Consider the following 19154-nt stretch of genomic DNA (forward strand, 5'->3'; position numbering starts at 1 on the left):
AGATTCGCGCTCGCCATCCAGAAGAAAAGGAACTTCTCATGTCGAGCCAAGCCGCACGCGGCTACCAGCAGTCGGTGGATGACTTCGCGCACCGGCACCGCCACCCCGATGAAGCCTTCTACCTGCTGCTGGCCCCCTTCGCTGGCTGCCCGGGCGGGCACCCGCTGGACATCGCCATGCTGGCCGAGGCGCTGGGCAGTGACGCCGTAACGCGCATCGACAGCAGCGGCCTGGTGCAGGCCCCTGAACGCTGGCCTGCGCTGGTGCGGCTGGCCCGCCCCGGCCAGGCGTGCGGCGCTCTGGCCGCATTGAGCGCAACCTACGCCGCCCGAGAGGCTACGGCCACCTGGCACTACGTGTGTGCCTGGCTGCTCAGCGATCAACCCGCCGAAGCCATTGCCCGGCATATCAGCCAGCAGTGCCATGTGCTGCATCAGCCCGCCCCGCATGGCATCACGGCCTGGTACGAACCCGTGAGGCTGGCGTTGCTGCGCGTCACCCTGAACAATGCTGGCGCAGTACTCGGGCCGATTCGCAGCTGGCTGCATCCCGATGGTTGCGGCAGTTGCACGGTGCTCGAACGGCCATCGCCGGCTGGCGAGCTGCGCATCACCCGGGAAGTCCGCGCAACCCAGAGCGTCGCGCCACAGATCATTCAGTTGCTCAGTGCCTGGCATCGCCTGGCGACCGCGCAAACTGGCGCCACCCGTGGCCAATGCCCAGGCTCATCCGGCTTGCCGGCCAACGCGCCCGTCCATGTCATGAACCTGATGATCAGGGCCTTCAAGCAGGGCCTGCGCGATCGTGGCGATATCCAGTGCATGTGCCTGCACCTGCTCATGGTCCACCCCTTGCTGCTACAGCACCCGACCATCCAGCGCGACGTGGCACAGGCGGTGGCTGGCCAGCAACGCCTGGCCGCCTGCTTCGCCCGCTACGGCGACAGTGCCTGGGCGCGCATCGTCGCCGACCTGCCGCAGGCAGGAGGCTACTCATGAGCATCAGTGCAACCATCCATGCCGCCATGCAGGAAGAAATCCCCAACAGCCACGGCGGCTGCAACGCCTGCGGGCGTATTGGCCTGCCCATCCTGCTGCTGCGCGAGGCCTATGCCCCGCGCCCCGATGCCGGGCACCTGTTTCGCTGGGCCAGTGATAGCGAAATCACCTACCACCCGATGCATACCGACCAGCTCCGCCTGTTGCGCCAGGGCTACGTTTACGTTCTGCTCGACCAGGCCACCTGGCAGGCCTACGCAGTGGCGGCCGATGCCAGCTTGCAGCGGTTTCCGGTATCGCAGATGCCGCTGGGGCCACCCAGGCCATTGCCCAAAGGGTGTGCCACCGCAGGCCATGACGTCATCGCCTCGTTCATCAACATCGACACGTCGCTGTACCGCACCGCTTGGGTTGCCTTCGCCAACGATCCGTGGCCGCGCACCGTGCTCGACCGCTACCGCAAAGGCATCGCCCAGTCAGACCCGGCCACCCTCGCCCGCTTCGTCGAAGTCGACCTGCACCGTGCACGCAACGACCCCGCCAGCCTCGGCATCGCCATGACCGACAGTTTCCGCTTCGGCATGGAGAGCGTGCTCGAGTTCTCCACCTTTTCATCGGCCCGGTTCACGAGTGCTCACGGCTTCTACAGCCGTTTGGGTCGGTGGTCCGAAACCCACAACTATCTGCGTACCGTCATTGCCCGGGAACAATTGCCAAACGGTGTGCTGGCGCTGACCTTGCCCGACCCCGTCGGCATGGTGGTGGAACTGAACGCCCAGCGCACAGGTTGGGTCCAGGCCATGCAGGCATGGCGCGCGCAGCCGCAGCGGCACTTCGAGTACTTCACCTCCCAGGCGTTGCTGGGCATCCAGCAACTGCATGCTGCCACGGCCGCCGCACAGGGCGCCGAGGCAGCTGAGCGTGAGGCACGCCAGGTCGAACAGTGGAACGACAGCCCCGTCGGCATCAAGGCGCACCTGCCGCCAGTGGATATCGCAAGGCAGACCCGCCGCAACACCGCCCGCAACCAGGAGCAGGCCCGGGACCGCTTGCAAGCGCGCTATGACGAAAGCGCCCGCGCGGCGTTCCAGGCTGGCTACGACCGTGAACTGAACCACTGGCAGTCGATGATCGACCAGGTTGGCCAGCTGTACGCGCTGCACTACGCCAAGCCGGCGTTTCACCAGATCGGTCGCTTCGACTACGACGCTGCCGACCCGGTCTCGGTCGAGTACTTCATCCAGATGATGGCCGACTGCCTGGCCGGGGGCCCTAGCGAACTGATGCCCGAGGAAGGTCAGCCGCTGGGTATGACGCAGCTCGTCTGGCAGCAACTGCTGGAAGACGAGCACAGCTTGTTGTACCAGGCGCTGATGGCCAGGAACCAGACGCTGCTGCAGCACGTGATCGGCGGCTTGGCAGGCGACGACTTCGGCAAGGTCTACGACATCATCAAAGCCATCGCAGGCACCCCCGAGGGCCAGTTGCTGATGGTCAAGCCGCTGCAGGATGCCGTCGGTCAACTGCTGGCCGCGACCACCAGCGCAGGGAATACGCTCGCCCAGCACCTCAGCGAACGCAGCCGCACCCTGGTCGGCCATGTGCACCGTGCGGCTTTCGCGCTGTATGCCGGGCAGCACGTAACCCCGCTGCGCGTTTCATTGACTGTCGGCGAGTACCTGAGCGTGCTCGACGAGGCCCTGCAAATCCGTACCGATGCATTTCTGCAGCAGGTCGACCAGCAGTTCCGCGACCCCGTGGGGCGCAAGGTCCGCGCCATGGTGCTGAGCGGCGCAATCAATATCGCCGCGGTCGGTAACCGCAACCAGATGATCGACGTGGTGCTGTGGACATTCGAGAGCGCCGAGCAATTACAGGCACGGTTGGTCCAGCTGAAAACGTCGACGGCCGAAGGTTTCGGCGCGCTGGTGCGCAATGTGGCGATCGGTGCAGCCTCGGTAAAGGCACAGGTGTCTGCCGGGCTGCAGATCAGTTCGATGGCGGCGCAAAGCGTGGCCAGCGATGCAATGCGTAGCCTGCGGGATGCGGCGACCGGTACGGGCAGCATCGGCCTGCTGCTTGCGCTGGGCGGGCTGTGGTTTCAGCAGGACAGCCTGCGTAGAAACTACCGGGCGTTACAGCAGACCCATCAGCACAACCCCGAGGCGCAGGCGGCGGTCTGGTCTTCATCGCTGGGGGTGCTGGGTGCCAGTGTTGAGGCCGCAGGACTGGTTGTTGCGCAGGTATTCGCACGCACACAGCGCCCCGGGCAAATCCTAACGGCGGGTTTGGGCATCAGTATTGCGCGGTACGGCGGTGGCATCGCGGCGATGGCTGGTGTTATGGATGCCGTGCAGTACTGGAATGCCGGCCTTCGAACTGGCCGTGAGGGTGATGAGTTAGCGAGCCTCTCATACAAGCACGCAGCCGCAGCATCAGTACTCTCTGCTGGCGCTGGTATTGTTAGCGCCATATTGACGACCTCTCTTCTCATCGCGCTAGGCACTGTTGTTTTATTTGGACTGGCGGCCTACGCACTGGCGATAAACGCCAAAGACCATGAGTCTTCATTGTTAGAGCTGTGGACACGACACAGTAAATGGGGAAAGCCAGAGGGCCATCGACGCTGGATCGAAGACAAAGACCTCGACAACGCTGTTAGCGCATTCAATGCAGCAGTCATTGGTCTACACGCTTACGTGTCGATCGAAACGAGATTTCATTCCTCCCACACCGCAAATACGCCATATTCAGCAGGAGGGATGCTTAATGACGGAAACGCTGTTGCGGCGGGCTTCTATCTAGACGTAGATCTCAGTCTGCCGAACCCGACCTCCGAATTGACGCAGTACGAATGGCATCTTGTAATAATCCCATCACGCGTTGGTCAACCATGTTGCATCGCCGCTTATAACTCTGATACTGGGAGAATCGAATACAACTCAAGAGCTTCAGAAGGTGTCCTCGCTGAGCCTGCGAGTCTCGATAAACACTTTATCTTCAGAGCCCTCGACAGAACCATTCGCATCACTGGTTCACTTCCCCTTTTGGACAATCATAATATAGAGGGGATAGAGTTGACTCTTGCCTATTGGCCCAACAGACACGATAAATCGAACCATGCAAAAGTGATAACACTCGAGAATAAAACTAATTCCACCTGGAGTATCTTCTAATGCCCCGGCCGCTACTGAATCCTCCTTGTGCTGGTTGGAAGGAAGACCTTCCCCTACCCGATGCTCCCTGCACAAGTATACCTGGCTTAGGTTACCAACCCCCAAACCACCAAGATTCAATCTACCTTGAAATAGCTAGAAATATAAGCGGAGCCAGGGAATTAATGGCCATAATTTCACTGCCCGTTATTTTTTTCACTGCCTACTTACCCATTGAGACAATAAAAACTCTCGAACAATTTGACTTTGAGTTCCTAATCATTAGCATTTTTTCATTAGTCAGCGGAGTATGGGGATCCGTTTTTTTCATTCGAATCAGTCTATCTCTCCCCCGCGACGAACCCATTCGTTTCAACCGGAAACGAAAAAAAATCTATGCCTACAACTTCAAATACTGTTGGTGGAAGCCTTTCGGAACCTGGAGAGTCGAGCCAGTCTGCTACGACTGGTCGCAAGTGCGCGCCGAGCGCTGGTTTCAGCGTGGCCTGCCGGGAAGCGGTGCGCCCAGTTTCAAATGTGGGGTCATGCTGTCCATCGTCGCACCCGGAACGAACAATGTCATCGACCGGTTTCCCCTGAGTACCATGGGGGCGGATCAACATGCCTGGGCTTACGTCTGCACTTACATGCAGCATGGCCCCAGCGCCTTACCCCCACCTGGGGAACCGAAGGATCACAACGACGTGCTCTGGTGTGAGTTCGCCCTGCGTCTTGCCCCTAAAGTGGAATGGCCAGCCGAAATGGACCTGGAGTCAAGAACAGCCCCTTGAAGTCACCCGATGCTCAATTCACCGGGCGAAGAACCTGTTCCCCCCAGGCAGCCGCGTGGTCGGCGCTGCCTGGTCCAGCCGCAACCAGCGCGACTTTCCGCTAGGCAACAGGCGCCACCAGCCTGTAACCCACCCCCGCTTCGGTGATGATGAAGCGTGGCGCCGTGGGGTCATCGCCTAGTTTCTGGCGCAGGTGCCCGACCACGATGCGCAGGTAATGGGTATCCTCCACATGGCTGGGCCCCCAGATATCCTTGAGCAACTGCTGCTGGGTCATCACTCGCCCCGGGTGCCCGGCCAATAACGCCAGCAGCGCGTACTCCTTGCGTGTCAGCGCCACTTCCACGCCCTCCAGGGTTACCCGGCGAAAGGCGAAGTCCACCGTCAACGGCCCGAAGCTGGCCTTCACTTCCGAGCCCCCGGCTTGCGGCACCTGGCGCAATAACGCACGGACCCGTGCGAGAAATTCCTGGATACCGAACGGCTTGGTCACATAGTCGTTGGCCCCACCATCCAGCGCATCGACCTTCTGCAGCTCACTGGCACGCACTGACAGCACCAACACCGGGACCGAGCTCCATTCCCGCAGCTCCCGCAACACCTGCTGGCCGTCCATGTCAGGCAGCCCCAGGTCCAGCACGACCAGGTCCGGCTTGCCCAAGGCCGCCTGGGCCAAGCCTTCGGCACCGGTAGCCGCCTCGAGCACCTTGTAGCCTTGCGAGGCCAGGCTGATACGCAGGAATTTGCGGATCTGCGGTTCATCGTCGATAACCAACAGGGTGGCGGGCTGGCTCATGGGCTTTCACTTTCGGCTGCAGGTTGCGGGGGCAGCGGCAAGCATAAAGTGATGCCGGTGCCCTGGCCATCAATGCCTTCGCCCACCAGGATCTGCCCGCCATGGGCACCGATCATGCCCTGGCAGATGGCCAGGCCCAGGCCAGTCCCCTGCCCGCCGCGATCGCCACGGGCGGCGGTGTAGAACATGTCGAAGATCTTTTCGCGCTCGCCCACGGGAATGCCCGGCCCCTGGTCGCTCACGGTCAGGCACAGCCGCTCGTCCTGCACCGCCACCCGCAGTTCCAGCCGACCATTGGCCGGCGAGAAGCGCGCAGCGTTCTCCAGCACATTGACCAATGCCTGCTCGATCAATGCCGCATGCACGAACAGCAGCGGCAGATCGCCAGGCACGTCGGTGTGCACGCGAAGCGGCGCCAACACCACGCGCAGGCGGTTGAGCGCACTGCCAACGATATCGGCTGGCGCCACCCAGTCGCGGGCCAGCTTGAGGCCACCGTGCCCCAGGCGTGTCATGTCCAACAGGTTCTGGATGTAGCGGTCCAGGCGCTCGGCCTCGTCGCGGGTGCCCTCCAACAGCTCGCGGCGGTCGTCGAGCGGAATCGCTTCGCCCAGCGCCAGCAAGCTGTCGATGCTGCCGCGCATGGCCGTCAATGGGGTGCGCAGGTCGTGGGATACCGAAGCCAGCAAGGCACTGCGCAGCTGCTCGGTCTCGCCATGCAAGCGCGCGGCTTCCAGTTGTTCGGCAAGGCGGGCACGGGCCAGGGCCTGGGCCAGCGGCTGGCCAAGGGCGATCAGCAGGCGCCGACGCGGGTCGCTCAGCGGCTGGCCTGAGCGTGGGCGCACGCCCAACAGCGCCAGCGGTTGCTCATCCACCGCCAGTGGCCACCACCACCAGCGCCCCTCCGGCAGGGTGTCGCTGCCGTGCCCGGCGGCCTGCCCGTGTTGCCAGGCCCAATCGGCGGCGGCCCGCTCGGTGGCGCTGAAGCCCTGGTGCTCGCCGCTGGCCACCTGCAGCTGGCCATCGGCAGTGCGCTGCAGCAGGCACACTTGCAGGTCGCGCCAGCCGCCCAGGTGCTGCCCGGCGGCGTTGAACACGGCCTGGCGGTCAGTGGCCACCGTCAGCCTGCGCGACAGGTCGAGCAATTGGCTGGTCTGCGCCTGGGTTTCGCGCAGCGCCTGCAACTGGCGGCGCTGGCGGGCGGCCAGGTTGCCGGTAAGGGCGGCCATCAGCAGGAAGAACACCAGCGTCAGCACATCTTCTTCGCGCTGGATGCTGAACGAGAAATTGGGCGGAATGAACAGAAAGTCATACGCCAGGAACGACAGTGCCGCGCAGGCCAGGGCCGGCCCCAGGCTGCTGCGTACCGCCACCAGCAGCACCGCGGCCAGAAACACCAGCGAGATGTTCGGCAGTGCCAGCACGCTCGACACGGCCCAAGCCAGGCCTGCGGCCATCCCGGTGGCCAGCAACGCCAGCAGGTAGTGCCGCCAGACCCACACCCGGCGCACCGCCGAACGCGGCGCCGAGGGCTGTACATCGCGGTCCAGCACGTTGATTTCCAGCCCATGGCTTTCACGCAACAGCCGGGCAGCCACCCCTGCACCGAACCAGCGCCGGTGCACACGGTCGCGCGACTGGCCGACCAGTACCAGGCTGGCGCGCCGCTCGGCCGCATGCTGGATCAGCGTGCGCGCCACTTCACCGGCACGCAGCAACACCACTTCGCCTCCCAGGCGCTCGGCCAGTTGCTGGGCCGCCTGCAGGCGCTGGCGGGCTGCCTCGTCACGCAAACGGCCGTTGTCCACATGCACCAGGCTCCACGGCAAGTGGCGGCGCTGGGCCACGCGGCTGGCGTGACGCACCAGGCGCTCGGCCTGGTCATCGCCATCCACACCGACCAGCAGCCGGCCGCGCAACGCGGGGGCTGCCTGCCCGCGCTGGCGGTAGCCATGGGCCAGGTCGGCATCGACCTGGGCGGCTGCCGTCTGCATGGCCAGTTCGCGCAGAGCGGTGAGGTTGGTTTGCGAGAAAAACGCATCGATGGCGGCCCGCGCCTGCTCGGGCACGTACACCTTGCCTTCACGCAAGCGCTCCAGCAACTCACGCGGTGGCAGGTCGATCAGCACCAGCTCGAAGGCTTCCTGCAGCACCCAGTCAGGCAAGGTTTCGCGCACGTGCACGCCGGTGATGTCGCGCACCTTGTCGTTGAGGCTTTCCAGGTGCTGCACATTGACCGTGGTGTACACGTCGATGCCCGCGGCCAGCAGCTCCTGCACGTCCTGCCAGCGCTTGGCGTGGCGGCTGCCGGGGGCGTTGGTGTGCGCCAGCTCATCGACCAGTGCCAAGGCTGGCGCACACGCGAGCAGGCCGTCGAGGTCCATTTCCTCAAGGGTGACCCCCCGATACTGGCTGCGCAGCATGGGCTGCTGCAACAAGCCGGCAAGCAGCGCCTCGGTTTCGCCACGGCCGTGGGTTTCGACCACCCCGGCCACTACCTGCACGCCCTGGCGTTGCTGGGCATGCGCGGCTTGCAGCATGGCGAAGGTCTTGCCCACCCCCGGCGCAGCACCGAGGAACACCTTCAGCCGGCCACGGCCGGTGCGCGGCAGGGTAGCCAACAACGCGTCTGCACGCGCGGAATCACTCATGTTTCATCCTTTGCTCTTGCTGGCGAGTTTTTCCAGGGCCCGGTTCAACGCCAGCACATTGACCACCGGCGGGCCGATCAATGGCCTGAGGGTGGCCTCTTCCTGCAAGGCTTGCAAGCGCGCCACGGGCAACTGCCGCGCCGCTGCGACCCGGGGAATCTGGTAGGCCACCGCCGCCGGTGGCAGGTGCGGGTCCAGGCCGCTGCCCGAGGTGGTCAGCAGCGCCTGCGGTACCGGCCCTTGCTGGGCCTGGTACAGCAGCGCCGCATCGCCCTGGACCCGCGCCACCAGCGCCGGGTTGCTCGGCGCAAGGTTGCTGGCGCTGCTGGCCACGGTGGCGTAGGCGCCTGCCGAAGGCCGTGAATGGAACCAGCCATCGCCCTGGAAGTTCTGGGCAATCAGGGCCGAACCCCGCACCTGGCCCTGGTCATCGCGCACCAGGCTGCCGTTGGCCTGTACCGGGAAAGCCACCTGGGCGACCCCGGTCACCACCAGGGGGTATAGCGCGCCAGTGATCAAGGTCATCGTCAAGGCCAGGCTCAAGGCAGGGCGTAGATAAGCGTTCATGGTGGCCTCCTCAGACCAGGTGCAGGGCGTTGAGCAACAGATCGATCAGCTTGATGCCGGCAAACGGCACCACGATGCCGCCCAGCCCGTAGATCAACAGGTTGCGCCGCAACAGGTGGGCAGCGCTGGCCGCCTGGACCCGGACACCCCGTAGCGCCAAAGGAATCAGCACGACGATGATCAGGGCATTGAACACGATGGCCGAGAGGATCGCGCTTTGCGGGCTGGCCAGGTGCATCAGGTTGAGCACCCCCAACTGCGGGTAGATGGCAGCGAACAGCGCCGGCAGGATGGCGAAGTACTTGGCCACGTCATTGGCGATGGAAAAGGTGGTCAGCGCCCCCCGGGTCACCAGCAACTGCTTGCCGACCTGCACCACGTCCAGCAGCTTGGTCGGGTCGCTGTCCAGGTCGACCATGTTGGCCGCCTCGCGCGCCGCCTGGGTGCCGTCATTCATGGCCATGCCCACGTCGGCCTGGGCCAGCGCCGGGGCGTCGTTGGCACCGTCGCCGCACATGGCCACCAGGCGGCCGTCGTTCTGCTCCTGGCGAATGCGCGCCAGCTTTTTCTCCGGCGTGGCCTCGGCCAGCACATCATCCACCCCGGCCTCCGCTGCGATGGCAGCAGCCGTCAACGGGTTGTCACCGGTCACCATCACGGTGCGGATACCCAGCTTGCGCAATTCGGCGAAGCGTTCGCGGATGCCAGGCTTGACCACGTCCTTGAGGTGGATCACCCCAAGCAGGCGCTTGTCCAGGCACACCAGCAAGGGCGTGCCACCGCTCTGGGCGATGCGTTCAACCTCACGGGCCAGCGCTGGCGGCATGTCCAGGCGCTGCATGCCGACGAATGCCAGCACCGCATCGACGGCCCCCTTGCGGTAGCGGCGCTGCTGGAAGTCGATGCCCGACAGACGCGTTTCGGCACTGAATGCCACGGCTTCGTAGTGCCCGGCAGGGGGTTCGACAACGGCATGCAACTGACGCAGGTACTCGACGATCGACTTGCCTTCTGCGGTATCGTCAGCCAGCGAGGCCAGCAGGGCGCCCTCCCCCAGTTCCCGTGCGGTTACGCCCGGCGCGGCGTGCAGTGCGCTGCAACGGCGGTTGCCGAAGGTAATGGTGCCGGTCTTGTCGAGCATCAGGGTATGCACGTCCCCGGCCGCTTCCACGGCACGGCCCGAGCGGGCGATCACGTTCAACCGTACCAGCCGGTCCATACCGGCAATGCCGATGGCCGACAACAGGCCACCGATGGTGGTGGGGATCAACGTCACCAGCAAGGCAGCGAGAAAGATCAGCGGCAGGCTGCCGCCGACGAAGTGGGCGAATGGCTGCAAGGTCACCACCACGATCAGGAAGATCAGCGTCAGCCCGATCAGCAGGATGTCGAGGGCGACTTCATTGGGGGTTTTCTGCCGCTTGGCACCTTCGACCAGGGCAATCATGCGGTCCAGGGTGGACTCGCCCGGGTTGCTGGTGATGCGGATCAGCAGCCAGTCGGAAACCAGCCGGGTGTTACCGGTGACGGCCGAGCGGTCGCCACCGGATTCACGAATGACCGGCGCCGACTCACCCGTGATCGCTGCCTCGTTGACCGCTGCGATCCCTTCGAGCACCTCACCATCGGCGGGGATCATTTCACCGGCCACTACACGCACCACATCGTCTTTGCGCAAGGCGCCGGCAGCTACCGTTTCATAGTGGCCGTCACGCTGACGGCGCTGGGCGGTCAAGCCTTGGCTGCCGGCCTTGAGGCTGTCGGCGCGGGCTTTACCGCGCCCTTCGGCAAGGGCTTCGGCAAAGTTGGCGAACAACACGGTGAACCACAGCCACAGGGCAATCTGCACGGCCACGCCGCGGCTGACGCCACTGCCAGGGGCAAAACACAGTACCGTGGTCAGCAGCGCCGTCACCGCCACCACCAGCATGACCGGCGAGCGCTGCAACTGGCGTGGGTCGAGCTTGACCAAGGCCTGTACCAGCGCTGGGCGCCACAGCGCCGCAAACCGGGTCTGGTCTTTGGCACTGTGCCGGGCTTTCATTTCAGGAATGGGCATATTCATGGTCGATCCTCAAAAACCCAGGCTCAAATGTTCGGCGATCGGCCCAAGGGCCAAGGTCGGCAAAAATGTCAGGCCACCGACCAGCAGGATGGTCACCAGCAGCAGGCCGGTGAACAGCGGGCCGTGGGTGGGGAAGCTGTTGACTCCAAGGGGCGCGGTCTTCTTGGCCGCCAGGCTGCCGGCCAAGGCCAGTACCGGCAGGATGTAGCCGAAGCGGCCGATCAGCATGGCCAAGCCGATCATCAGGTTGTGGTACACCGTGTTGGCACCGAACCCGGCGAACGCCGAGCCGTTGTTGGCGGCACCCGAGGTGTAGGCGTACAGCAGTTGGCTGAAACCATGCGCCCCCGGGTTGCTGACCGCCCCCGCCGGGCCGGGCAGGCTGGCAGCGATGGCGCCAAGCACCAGCACACCCAGCGGCATCACCAGCAGCGTGGCCACCAGCAACTGCACCTCACGGGCCTGCAGCTTCTTGCCCAGGTACTCCGGCGTACGACCAATCATCAGCCCGGCCAGGAACACGGCGATCAACACGAACAGCAACATGCCGTACAGCCCTGCGCCGACACCGCCAAAAATCACCTCACCGACCATCATGTTGACCATCGCCACCATGCCAGTCAGCGGGTTGAGGCTGTCGTGCATGGCATTGACCGAGCCATTGGATGCGGCAGTGGTGGTCACGGTCCACAGCACCGAAGCGGTAGTCCCGAAGCGGCTTTCCTTGCCTTCCATGGGGCCGCTCTGCTGGACCTGTTCGCCTGCAAGCGCCGGGTTGGGCTGGTGCTCGGCCCACAGCGCCGTGCTGCCGCCAATCAGGAACAATGCGAGCATGCAGGCAAGGACGGCGCGGCTCTGGCGCAGGTCCTTGACGTAGTGGCCGAAGGTGAACACCAGGGCCGCCGGAATGAGGATGATCGATGCCACCTCGAACAGGTTGCTCCAGGCCGTGGGGTTCTCGAACGGGTGCGCCGAGTTCACGCCGAAAAAACCGCCGCCGTTGGTGCCCAACTGCTTGATGGCGATCTGGCTGGCGGCCGGGCCCAACGGGATGCTCTGGTCGGCACCTTGCAGGGTCAACGCGTGGGCATAGTCGGCAAAGGTCTGCGGCACGCCCTGCCATACCAGCAGCAGCGCCAGCAACAGGCACAACGGCAGCAAACCGTAAAGGGTGGCGCGGGTCATGTCGGCCCAGAAGTTGCCCAGCGTTGCGCTGCTACGCCGGGCAATACCGCGGCACAGCGCGACCAGCACGGCCAGGCCCGTGGCGGCGCTGACGAAGTTCTGCACCGTCAGGCCAAGCATCTGGCTCAGGTAGCTGACCGACGCCTCGCCGCTGTAAGCCTGCCAGTTGGTATTGGTGACGAAGCTGACGGCGGTATTGAATGCCAGCGACCATTCCTGGCCAGGCAGGTGCTGCGGGTTGAGGGGCAGGTAGCCCTGCAACAGCAATACCGTGAACAGAAGCAGGAAGCCGGCCAGGTTGAAGCTCAGCAACGCCAGGGTGTACTGGCGCCAGTTCTGCTCTTGGCGCGCGTCTACCCCTGCCAGCCGGTAGCAAGCCTGCTCGACCGGGGCGAGTACGGGTGACAGCCAGGTGCGCTGGCCTTCCATGACCTTGAAATAGAAACGCCCTAGCCAGGGTGCCGGCAGTAGCACCAGGGCGAAGAATGCCAGGAGCAAGGCGTAGTCGTAACTGTGCATGGCCGCTCCTTAGCCGCGATCGGCGCGCAAAAGCGCCACCAGCAGATAAAACGCCAAGGCCACTGCCAGTAGCAGTGACAGCCCGTCGAGCATGTTCATGTGTGGTTCTCCCCGAGATGCGGCTTGGGCCGCTTTGGGGAATTGTCCGAGGAAGGGGTGTAAAGGAACGAGATGGAGGGGCAGCGAGGGGTATAAAGAATGCGTAAAGATCAGGGTGTCGAGGCGGCGGCGCGGCCCGCTTCGCGCACGCCTGCGCGAAGCGGGCCCGTACAGGCTAGTGCTGGGGCGGTTGCTCTACGGCGTTACGGCTCCAGTCCAGCAACAGGCTGTAGCCGACCGCCAGCAAGGTAGGCCCGATGAACAGGCCAATGAAGCCGAACGCCAGCAGGCCGCCGAACACGCCCAGCAATACGATCACCAGCGGCAGGTTGCCGCCCCGGCTGATCAGGTAGGGCTTGAGCACGTTGTCCACGCCACTGATGACGAACGTGCCCCAGATACCGAGGAACACCGCCATGCCGTACTCGCCCTTCCACACCAGCCAGGCGGTGGCCGGGATCCAGGCCAGTGGCGGCCCCATGGGAATCAGGCTGAGCATGAAGGTCACCAGGCCGAGCACAATGGCCCCCGGCACGCCGGCGATCAGAAAACCGATCAACGCCAACAGCGCTTGCGCCGCGGCGGTACCAATCACCCCGTTGACGACCCGCTGCACGGTGGCGGCCACCAGCTCCAGGTAGTACGCGGCACGCTCGCCCATCAAGCGGTGCAGCAGGCGCAGCACGAACGCCGACAAACGCGGCCCGTCACGGTAGAAAAAGAACACGAACACCAGGCTGAGTGTGAGTTCCAGCACGCCGCTGCCGATTTGCGCGCTGCGCGCCAGCAACCAGTTGCCAACCTGCCCCAGGTGCGGTTTGACCGAGGCCAGCAAGGCTGCCCCCTGCTGGTCCAGCGACTGCCACCAGCTGACCAGGCGCTCGCCCACGAACGGCAGCCCCCCCAGCCAGGCCGGGGCATCTGGCAGGCCGTCGACCTGCACGTCACGGACGAACGCGGTGGCATCACGGATGTGGTCGGCCAGGTTGAAACCCAGCCACACCAGCGGTAGCGCCACGATCAGGATCCAGGCCATGGTCAGCAGGCTGGCCGCCAGGGTCTCGCGCCCCCCCAGTACCCGTGTGAGCAGGCGCATCAACGGCCAGCTGGCAAAGGCCAGGATAGCGCCCCACAGCAATGCCGATATGAACGGTGCCATCACCCAAAGGCCGGCCCCCAGCAACGCCAGCAACAGAATCTGGACCAGCAGGCGATCATTGTTGACCATCGCAGCACCCGCTCAACGAATCAGTTCAAGGTGCAAGCCAGTGGTAGGCGCAGTGCCCACTTCAAGGCGACCGTTGCGCACCCCGGCCTTGATCAGCGCCTCGCGCCAGGCTTCGGCCTGAACGCCGCTGAGGCTGGCACGCAGGGTACTGTCGAGGTTCAGGCTGCGTGCCAGCAGGTTGGCCCAGGCAGGCTGGGGTGCCGCTAGGTCCGGGTAGTCGAGCTTGCCGGTATCGCGCATTTCACGCAGCACCGTGGCCGCCGTGGGCAGCAAGTCGCCCAACGGGCTGTCGGCGACGAACTCTTCCACATGCAAATACGCACGGCGGTTGCCGCGGGTAACGCTGTACAACGCAACCAGGGTGTCGGCCTGTTCTGCCGAACGGCGCAGCAGGATGAACGCCTGTTGTTCGTCCCCCCCGTTGAGGCGGGCATTGGCAAACACCTCGTTGGCCCACAGGCTGGCCTCGCCGCAATCGCGGCCCTGGCACCAGAACAGCGGGTAACCACCGTCGCGCTGCAGCGCCTCGCGGGCGCTGGTGAAGGCTTCGCGGGCGGTGCGTTCGACCGGCAGCTCGTAGGTGACCGAGCTGACCTGGCCACGGCTTTCGACCTTGTCGTCAACCCGCAGGCGGCCGCTGATCTTGCGCAATGGGCCCAGCGGGTAGACGCGCTCCTGCTCCACGGCCGGGCGCTGGTCGACCACGTTGGCGTCTGCAGGCACCGGCAGGCTGCCAGCCCACAGCAGCGGGCTGGCCAATGCCAGGCAGGCAGCTGCAACGGTGCGGATGGACAGGGGCGCGCTCATCGGCGACCCAGGCGGCGCCGTGCGCCGAGGTGAAGCTCCAGGTTGTCTGGCAATTGCATGGTTGTCTCCCTTTCAACCCGCCAAGCCTCGACACTTGTCCGGTGCAAGTCAAGCAAAGCCAAAGAAGCGATTGAAACAGTCTGCGACAAGGGCCGCGCCCTGCTCATCGTTCAAGTGCAGGTGGTGGCCACCCGGCAGTGTCATTTGCTCAAAGGGTAGCTGCTCCAGCAATGCGGTATGGCGCACCAGCATCCCGTCGGCGGCAATCACCAGTTGCGCCGGGCAATTCACCCGGCGCACGTAGGCCATGGCCTGGGCGTCGCTCAGGCGCAACGGCGAAGGCAGGGTCAGGCGGCTGTCGCTGCGCCAGCTGTAGCCCCCGGGCACCGGCATCAGCCCGCGCTGCGCCAGCAGTTCGGCCGCTTCCCGGCTTACCGCGACCATGCCCTTCATGCGCGCCTGCACACCTTGCTCGAGGGTGGTGTACACCGATTTGCGCTTGCCATCCAGGCGCAGCTGCGCCAGCAACGCCATGCCCAGGCGCTCACCGGCATCCTGCTCGGCGCCGGTGGGTGGGATAACGCCGTCGATCAAGGCCAGGTGGCTGACCCGCTCCGGCAACGCACCGGCCACTTGCACCGCAATGATGGCGCCGAGCGAATGGCCCAGCAGGGCGAAACGCTGCCAGCCCAGTTGCTCGGCCACCCGCAGTACATCGTGGGCGTAGTCGGCCAGGGCATAGCTGGCCCCTGGCGGGCGGTGCTCCGAATAGCCATGCCCGGCCAGGTCCAGGGCAACGATGCGCAAGCCGCGCAACAGCGGCGCCAGGCGGGCGAAGCTGTTGGCGTTGTCCAGCCAGCCATGCAGGGCGATCACCGGCAGACCGTCCACAGGCCCGAACAGATGCGCGGCCAGTTCGATGTGGCCCAAACTCAGGCGAACTTCCTCGACCTGCGCGCTCATGCCTGGCCCCAGCGGTCGAACAGGCCCTTGAGCAGGCTGGCGGTATCGGCAGGCCGCTCCAACGGGAACATATGCCCCCCTGGCACACTGTGGTACTCCCCTTGCGGCATGCCACGCACCGCCAGGGCATGGTGGCGCCGGATGACCTTGCTGCGGTCACCGCGCACCATGGCCAGCGGCACCTGCAACTGTCGCGCCGGGGCGGGGCTGGTATGCGGGATACTGCGGTAGATGCTGATCTCGGTGGCCGGGTCGAAGCGCAGTTGCAGGCCCTGCTGCATCGCCTGCAGGCCATGCTCTATGTAAGCGTCCAGGCAGTCGGGGTCGAACTGGCGAAACAGGGACTTGCCGGCGAAGTACTCACGGGCACTGTCGCGGTCCGTGAAAAGCTGACGGCGCCCCAAGGTGCGCCCGGCCGGGGTGATGCGGTCGATGAAGCCGAAGCGCTTGGCGGTGCGCAGCAACCATTGGTCTGCACGGGTCAGCACAGGCGAGTCGAGCATGACCACCCCACGGTAGTACTCGGGGCAGCGCAACGCCGCGTGCAGGTGCAAAACCCCACCCAGCGAATGGCCTACGCCCCACACCGGCTGCTCCTGCTGCGCCAGGTGGTGCAGCAATTCATCGACCAGGCTCTGCCAATTGTCATCCACCGGAAAGCGCGGGTCATGGCCGTGCTGAGTCAGGTGTTGGACCTGATAGTCCGGCGCCAACGCGGCGAACAGCTTGCCGTAGGTGGCCGAGGGAAAACCGTTGGCATGGGCGAAAAAGATCTGCTGCGACATGGCGCCTGATCCGGACGGGAATGATGGCCCATTGTCGGCATGGCGAGCCGGTTCGGCAATGCCCGGAAAGGTCATCGGCGGCGGCTATCAGGCCATGAAGCGTGGTCGAAACTCTCCAGTGAACGGCGAAGGCAGGCCTGCATGTAGGCCAGTTGGCTCTGCAGCGCCTCACGGGCCAGGCGCTGGTCCTGGTAATCCAGCTGCAGCCGGCGCAGGGCCAGGCAGCTGGACTGCAGCAGATGGGATACCCGCAGGCAGGCATCCTGCAGGGTCTGCAGGTCGTGCTCGCTCTGTGGCCGGGCGATCGGCCCCGGCACCGTATAACCCTCGACCTTGCGCATCAGCTGGTAGAACTTGGCGTCGGCAGCCTCGCGCAGCAGGCTGTACTGGGCGAAGTCCAACGAAACGCCTTGGTCAACCTGGTCCATGGTGGGTTGCAGGTCCAGGGAGCACAGCAGCTCCCACATCGCACCGCTCATGCATCGCTCCCTGACTGCTGGTTTTCGGGCAACGCTATCAAGCAGTCGACGCGAGGGACAACTGGCAAAAATGTCAGTTGCCATCTCGGTGTATTGGGGCCCCAGGCCCCCGCAAGCTCAGGCAGGGGCGTTGAGCGCCTTCAGGGTCATCAGCCCGGCCAGGGGCCATTCCCCTTCCAGCTCGGCCAGGCTGGCCGTGCTCATGGCCGCTGGCTGTTGCAGGTGGCCATGTTGCAACAGCCCGACCAGGTTGCCCACCAGCGGCTGATGGCTGACCAGCAGCACATGCTCCAGCCCCAGCCGCTCGATTGCGCCGATGACCTGCTGCACATCGGCCTCTGGTGTGAGCCAAGGCACGGTGCGCAGTGGCTCGGCAAACCCCAGGGTCTCGTGCACCAGCGCCGCAGTCTGCTGGGCCCGCACATAAGGGCTGGCGATGATCGCCTGCAATGGCTGCCCCAGCAGATGGGCAGCGCTGCGCACCACCTGCTCGCGACCATGCGCAGTCAGGCGCCGTTCGGCATCGCTGTTGGCCCGCAGTTCGGCCTCACCGTGGCGCAGTACCCACAGTTTCACAGCTTGGGCTCCTCGTCCCGCACGGGGTGCGGGGCCGGGGCTACGGCGTGCGGCGCCTCGCCTTCCGGCGCACGCGCTGCTGGCCAATCGGCGAACGGCCAGGGTTTCTGGTCGGTATGGAAGGTGCCGAAACGGCCGATCTGCGCCAGGTACTGGCTCAGGCTGTCGCCGAAATTCATCAGGCTGGCGCTGGGTGCGCCATACACCAGGCGGTAGACCAGTTGCACCAGCACCAGGCCGCCCAACAGCAATTCAGCCAGTTGCCAAACCACCAGGAACACCAGCATCCACAGCACCCGCAGGATGATCGACTCGCGTTGGGCGCGCTCCGGGGTATCGTTCATGTACCGCTCCTTGCTCTGTTCGGCTCAGTTGAAGCCGCTGATGGAAATGAAATCGACGTCGGTCTTGGGCTCGGCACGCATCAGGTGCTCGATGACCTGGTTCAGCGTGCGGCCCTCGAACAGAATGGCATGCAGGCCCGCCACCAGCGGCATGTACACCTGCACCTCCTGGGCCTTGGCCTTGAGCACCTTGAGCGTGTTGACGCCTTCGGCCACTTCGCCCAGGCGGGTAACGGCCTCCTCCAGGCTCTGGCCCTGCCCCAGTGCGAAACCCACCTGGTAGTTGCGGCTTTTGGGGGACGAACAGGTGACGATCAGGTCACCGACCCCGGCCAGGCCCAGGAAGGTCATGGGGTTGGCGCCCAGGCTGACGGCAAAGCGGGTCATTTCGGCCAGGGCACGGGTAATCAGCATGCTCTTGGTGTTTTCGCCCATGCCCAAGGCCACGGCCATGCCGGCGATGATCGCATAAACGTTCTTCAGCGCCCCGCCCAGCTCCACGCCAAATCGGTCAGCACTGGCATAAACGCGGAAGGTACGCCCGTGCAACACCGTTTGCACCTGCTGGCACAGCGCTTCGTGTTCGCTGGCCACTACCGTGGCAGTCAACGCGTGCTCGGCAATTTCGCGGGCCAGGTTGGGCCCGGACAACACGCCGATGCGTGCCTGGGGGGCGATCTCTTCGAGGATCTGGCTCATCAGCTTGAAGCTCTGCGCCTCGATGCCCTTGGTCAGGCTGACCAGGCCCTTGCCGCGCAACAGCTCGGCATGCGGCGCCAGCACGCTGCGCAATGCGCTGGATGGCAGGGCCACGAACACCAGCTCGCTGGCTTGCAAGGTGGCCAGCAGGTCATTGACCGGTTCCACCCCGTCGTGCAGGCGAATGCCCTTGAGGTAGCGCGGGTTTTCACGATTGACACGCATGGCCTCGGCCTGGGCCGGGTCGCGCATCCATTGGCGCACCGGCACACCGTTTTCCGCCAGCAGGTTCGCCACGGCGGTGCCGAAGCTGCCGCCGCCCAGAACTGCAACAGGTTGCTGTTCAGTCATATTCAATCCGTTAAAGCCATAAAGTAAGTGGCGACCGGCGCATTATAAAGCCAAGCTGCAAGCTTCGAGCTACCGGCAGCGAGAAAAGCCTGGCGC

The 19154-nt window shown here is 64.8% G+C and carries 17 protein-coding genes; 3 read left to right on the top strand and 14 right to left on the bottom strand.

Features of this window, described 5'->3' with window-relative positions; translation table 11 throughout:
- Positions 1-38 precede the first annotated feature (38 nt).
- The 3 genes from QME24_RS06355 (at position 39) to QME24_RS06365 (ending at position 4944) form a co-directional block, all read left to right on the top strand.
- On the top strand, positions 39-998 hold the full coding sequence (locus QME24_RS06355) for a hypothetical protein (RefSeq protein ID WP_235767890.1): 960 nt from the start codon (positions 39-41) through the stop codon (positions 996-998).
- Positions 995-4174, top strand: a complete 3180-nt coding sequence (locus QME24_RS06360; RefSeq protein WP_280091392.1) for a T6SS effector BTH_I2691 family protein — start codon at positions 995-997, stop codon at positions 4172-4174. The genes QME24_RS06355 and QME24_RS06360 overlap by 4 nt, the downstream gene beginning before the upstream one ends.
- Positions 4175-4338: 164 nt before the next feature.
- Positions 4339-4944: a DUF6708 domain-containing protein gene (locus QME24_RS06365; RefSeq protein ID WP_235767892.1), complete on the top strand. Its 606-nt coding sequence runs from the start codon at positions 4339-4341 to the stop codon at positions 4942-4944.
- 100 nt (positions 4945-5044) lie between these two features.
- Here QME24_RS06365 and QME24_RS06370 read toward each other — a convergent pair whose 3' ends face one another.
- The 14 genes from QME24_RS06370 to QME24_RS06435 form a co-directional block, all read right to left on the bottom strand.
- Positions 5045-5740, bottom strand: coding sequence for a response regulator (locus tag QME24_RS06370; protein ID WP_009683157.1), 696 nt, complete (start codon positions 5738-5740; stop codon positions 5045-5047).
- Positions 5737-8391 carry a sensor histidine kinase KdpD gene (locus QME24_RS06375; RefSeq protein WP_054904239.1) on the bottom strand — a complete coding sequence of 885 codons (2655 nt, stop codon included), beginning with the start codon at positions 8389-8391 and terminating at the stop codon, positions 5737-5739. The genes QME24_RS06370 and QME24_RS06375 overlap by 4 nt, the downstream gene beginning before the upstream one ends.
- 3 nt (positions 8392-8394) lie before the next feature.
- On the bottom strand, positions 8395-8958 hold the full coding sequence (kdpC, locus tag QME24_RS06380) for a potassium-transporting ATPase subunit KdpC (RefSeq protein ID WP_047149930.1): 564 nt from the start codon (positions 8956-8958) through the stop codon (positions 8395-8397).
- Positions 8959-8968: 10 nt separating this feature from the next.
- On the bottom strand, positions 8969-11023 hold the full coding sequence (gene kdpB, locus QME24_RS06385) for a potassium-transporting ATPase subunit KdpB (RefSeq protein ID WP_054904240.1): 2055 nt from the start codon (positions 11021-11023) through the stop codon (positions 8969-8971).
- 9 nt (positions 11024-11032) lie between these two features.
- The gene (gene kdpA, locus QME24_RS06390; protein WP_235767893.1) at positions 11033-12727 is read right to left on the bottom strand and encodes a potassium-transporting ATPase subunit KdpA; all 1695 of its coding nucleotides are present in this window, start codon (positions 12725-12727) and stop codon (positions 11033-11035) included.
- A gap of 9 nt (positions 12728-12736) precedes the next feature.
- On the bottom strand, positions 12737-12826 hold the full coding sequence (gene kdpF / locus QME24_RS06395) for a K(+)-transporting ATPase subunit F (protein ID WP_033690477.1): 90 nt from the start codon (positions 12824-12826) through the stop codon (positions 12737-12739).
- 175 nt (positions 12827-13001) lie between these two features.
- On the bottom strand, positions 13002-14054 hold the full coding sequence (locus QME24_RS06400; protein ID WP_054904242.1) for an AI-2E family transporter: 1053 nt from the start codon (positions 14052-14054) through the stop codon (positions 13002-13004).
- A 12-nt stretch (positions 14055-14066) separates the two neighbouring features.
- Complete coding sequence (locus tag QME24_RS06405; protein ID WP_047149932.1) at positions 14067-14861, bottom strand: DUF4892 domain-containing protein; 795 nt, start codon at positions 14859-14861, stop codon at positions 14067-14069.
- Positions 14862-14969: 108 nt separating this feature from the next.
- Positions 14970-15824 (bottom strand): alpha/beta hydrolase, encoded by an 855-nt coding sequence (locus QME24_RS06410; RefSeq protein ID WP_009683168.1) that lies wholly within the window; start codon positions 15822-15824, stop codon positions 14970-14972.
- A complete protein-coding gene (locus QME24_RS06415; RefSeq protein WP_054904243.1) occupies positions 15821-16609 on the bottom strand; it encodes an alpha/beta hydrolase in 789 nt (262 codons plus the stop codon). The genes QME24_RS06410 and QME24_RS06415 overlap by 4 nt, the downstream gene beginning before the upstream one ends.
- A gap of 71 nt (positions 16610-16680) precedes the next feature.
- Entirely contained in the window at positions 16681-17076 is a 396-nt protein-coding gene (locus QME24_RS06420) for a hypothetical protein (protein ID WP_192441814.1), read from the bottom strand.
- A 129-nt stretch (positions 17077-17205) separates the two neighbouring features.
- The gene (gene sixA, locus QME24_RS06425; RefSeq protein WP_054904245.1) at positions 17206-17664 is read right to left on the bottom strand and encodes a phosphohistidine phosphatase SixA; all 459 of its coding nucleotides are present in this window, start codon (positions 17662-17664) and stop codon (positions 17206-17208) included.
- Positions 17661-18008: a DUF4389 domain-containing protein gene (locus QME24_RS06430; protein ID WP_029887739.1), complete on the bottom strand. Its 348-nt coding sequence runs from the start codon at positions 18006-18008 to the stop codon at positions 17661-17663. Before QME24_RS06430 ends, sixA begins: the two co-directional genes overlap by 4 nt.
- A gap of 24 nt (positions 18009-18032) precedes the next feature.
- Positions 18033-19058: an NAD(P)H-dependent glycerol-3-phosphate dehydrogenase gene (locus QME24_RS06435; protein ID WP_009683173.1), complete on the bottom strand. Its 1026-nt coding sequence runs from the start codon at positions 19056-19058 to the stop codon at positions 18033-18035.
- Positions 19059-19154 lie beyond the last annotated feature (96 nt).

The sequence above is a fragment of the Pseudomonas sp. PARCl1 genome (genome assembly GCF_947311875.1).
In the GTDB taxonomy this organism is placed as follows: domain Bacteria; phylum Pseudomonadota; class Gammaproteobacteria; order Pseudomonadales; family Pseudomonadaceae; genus Aquipseudomonas; species Aquipseudomonas juntendi.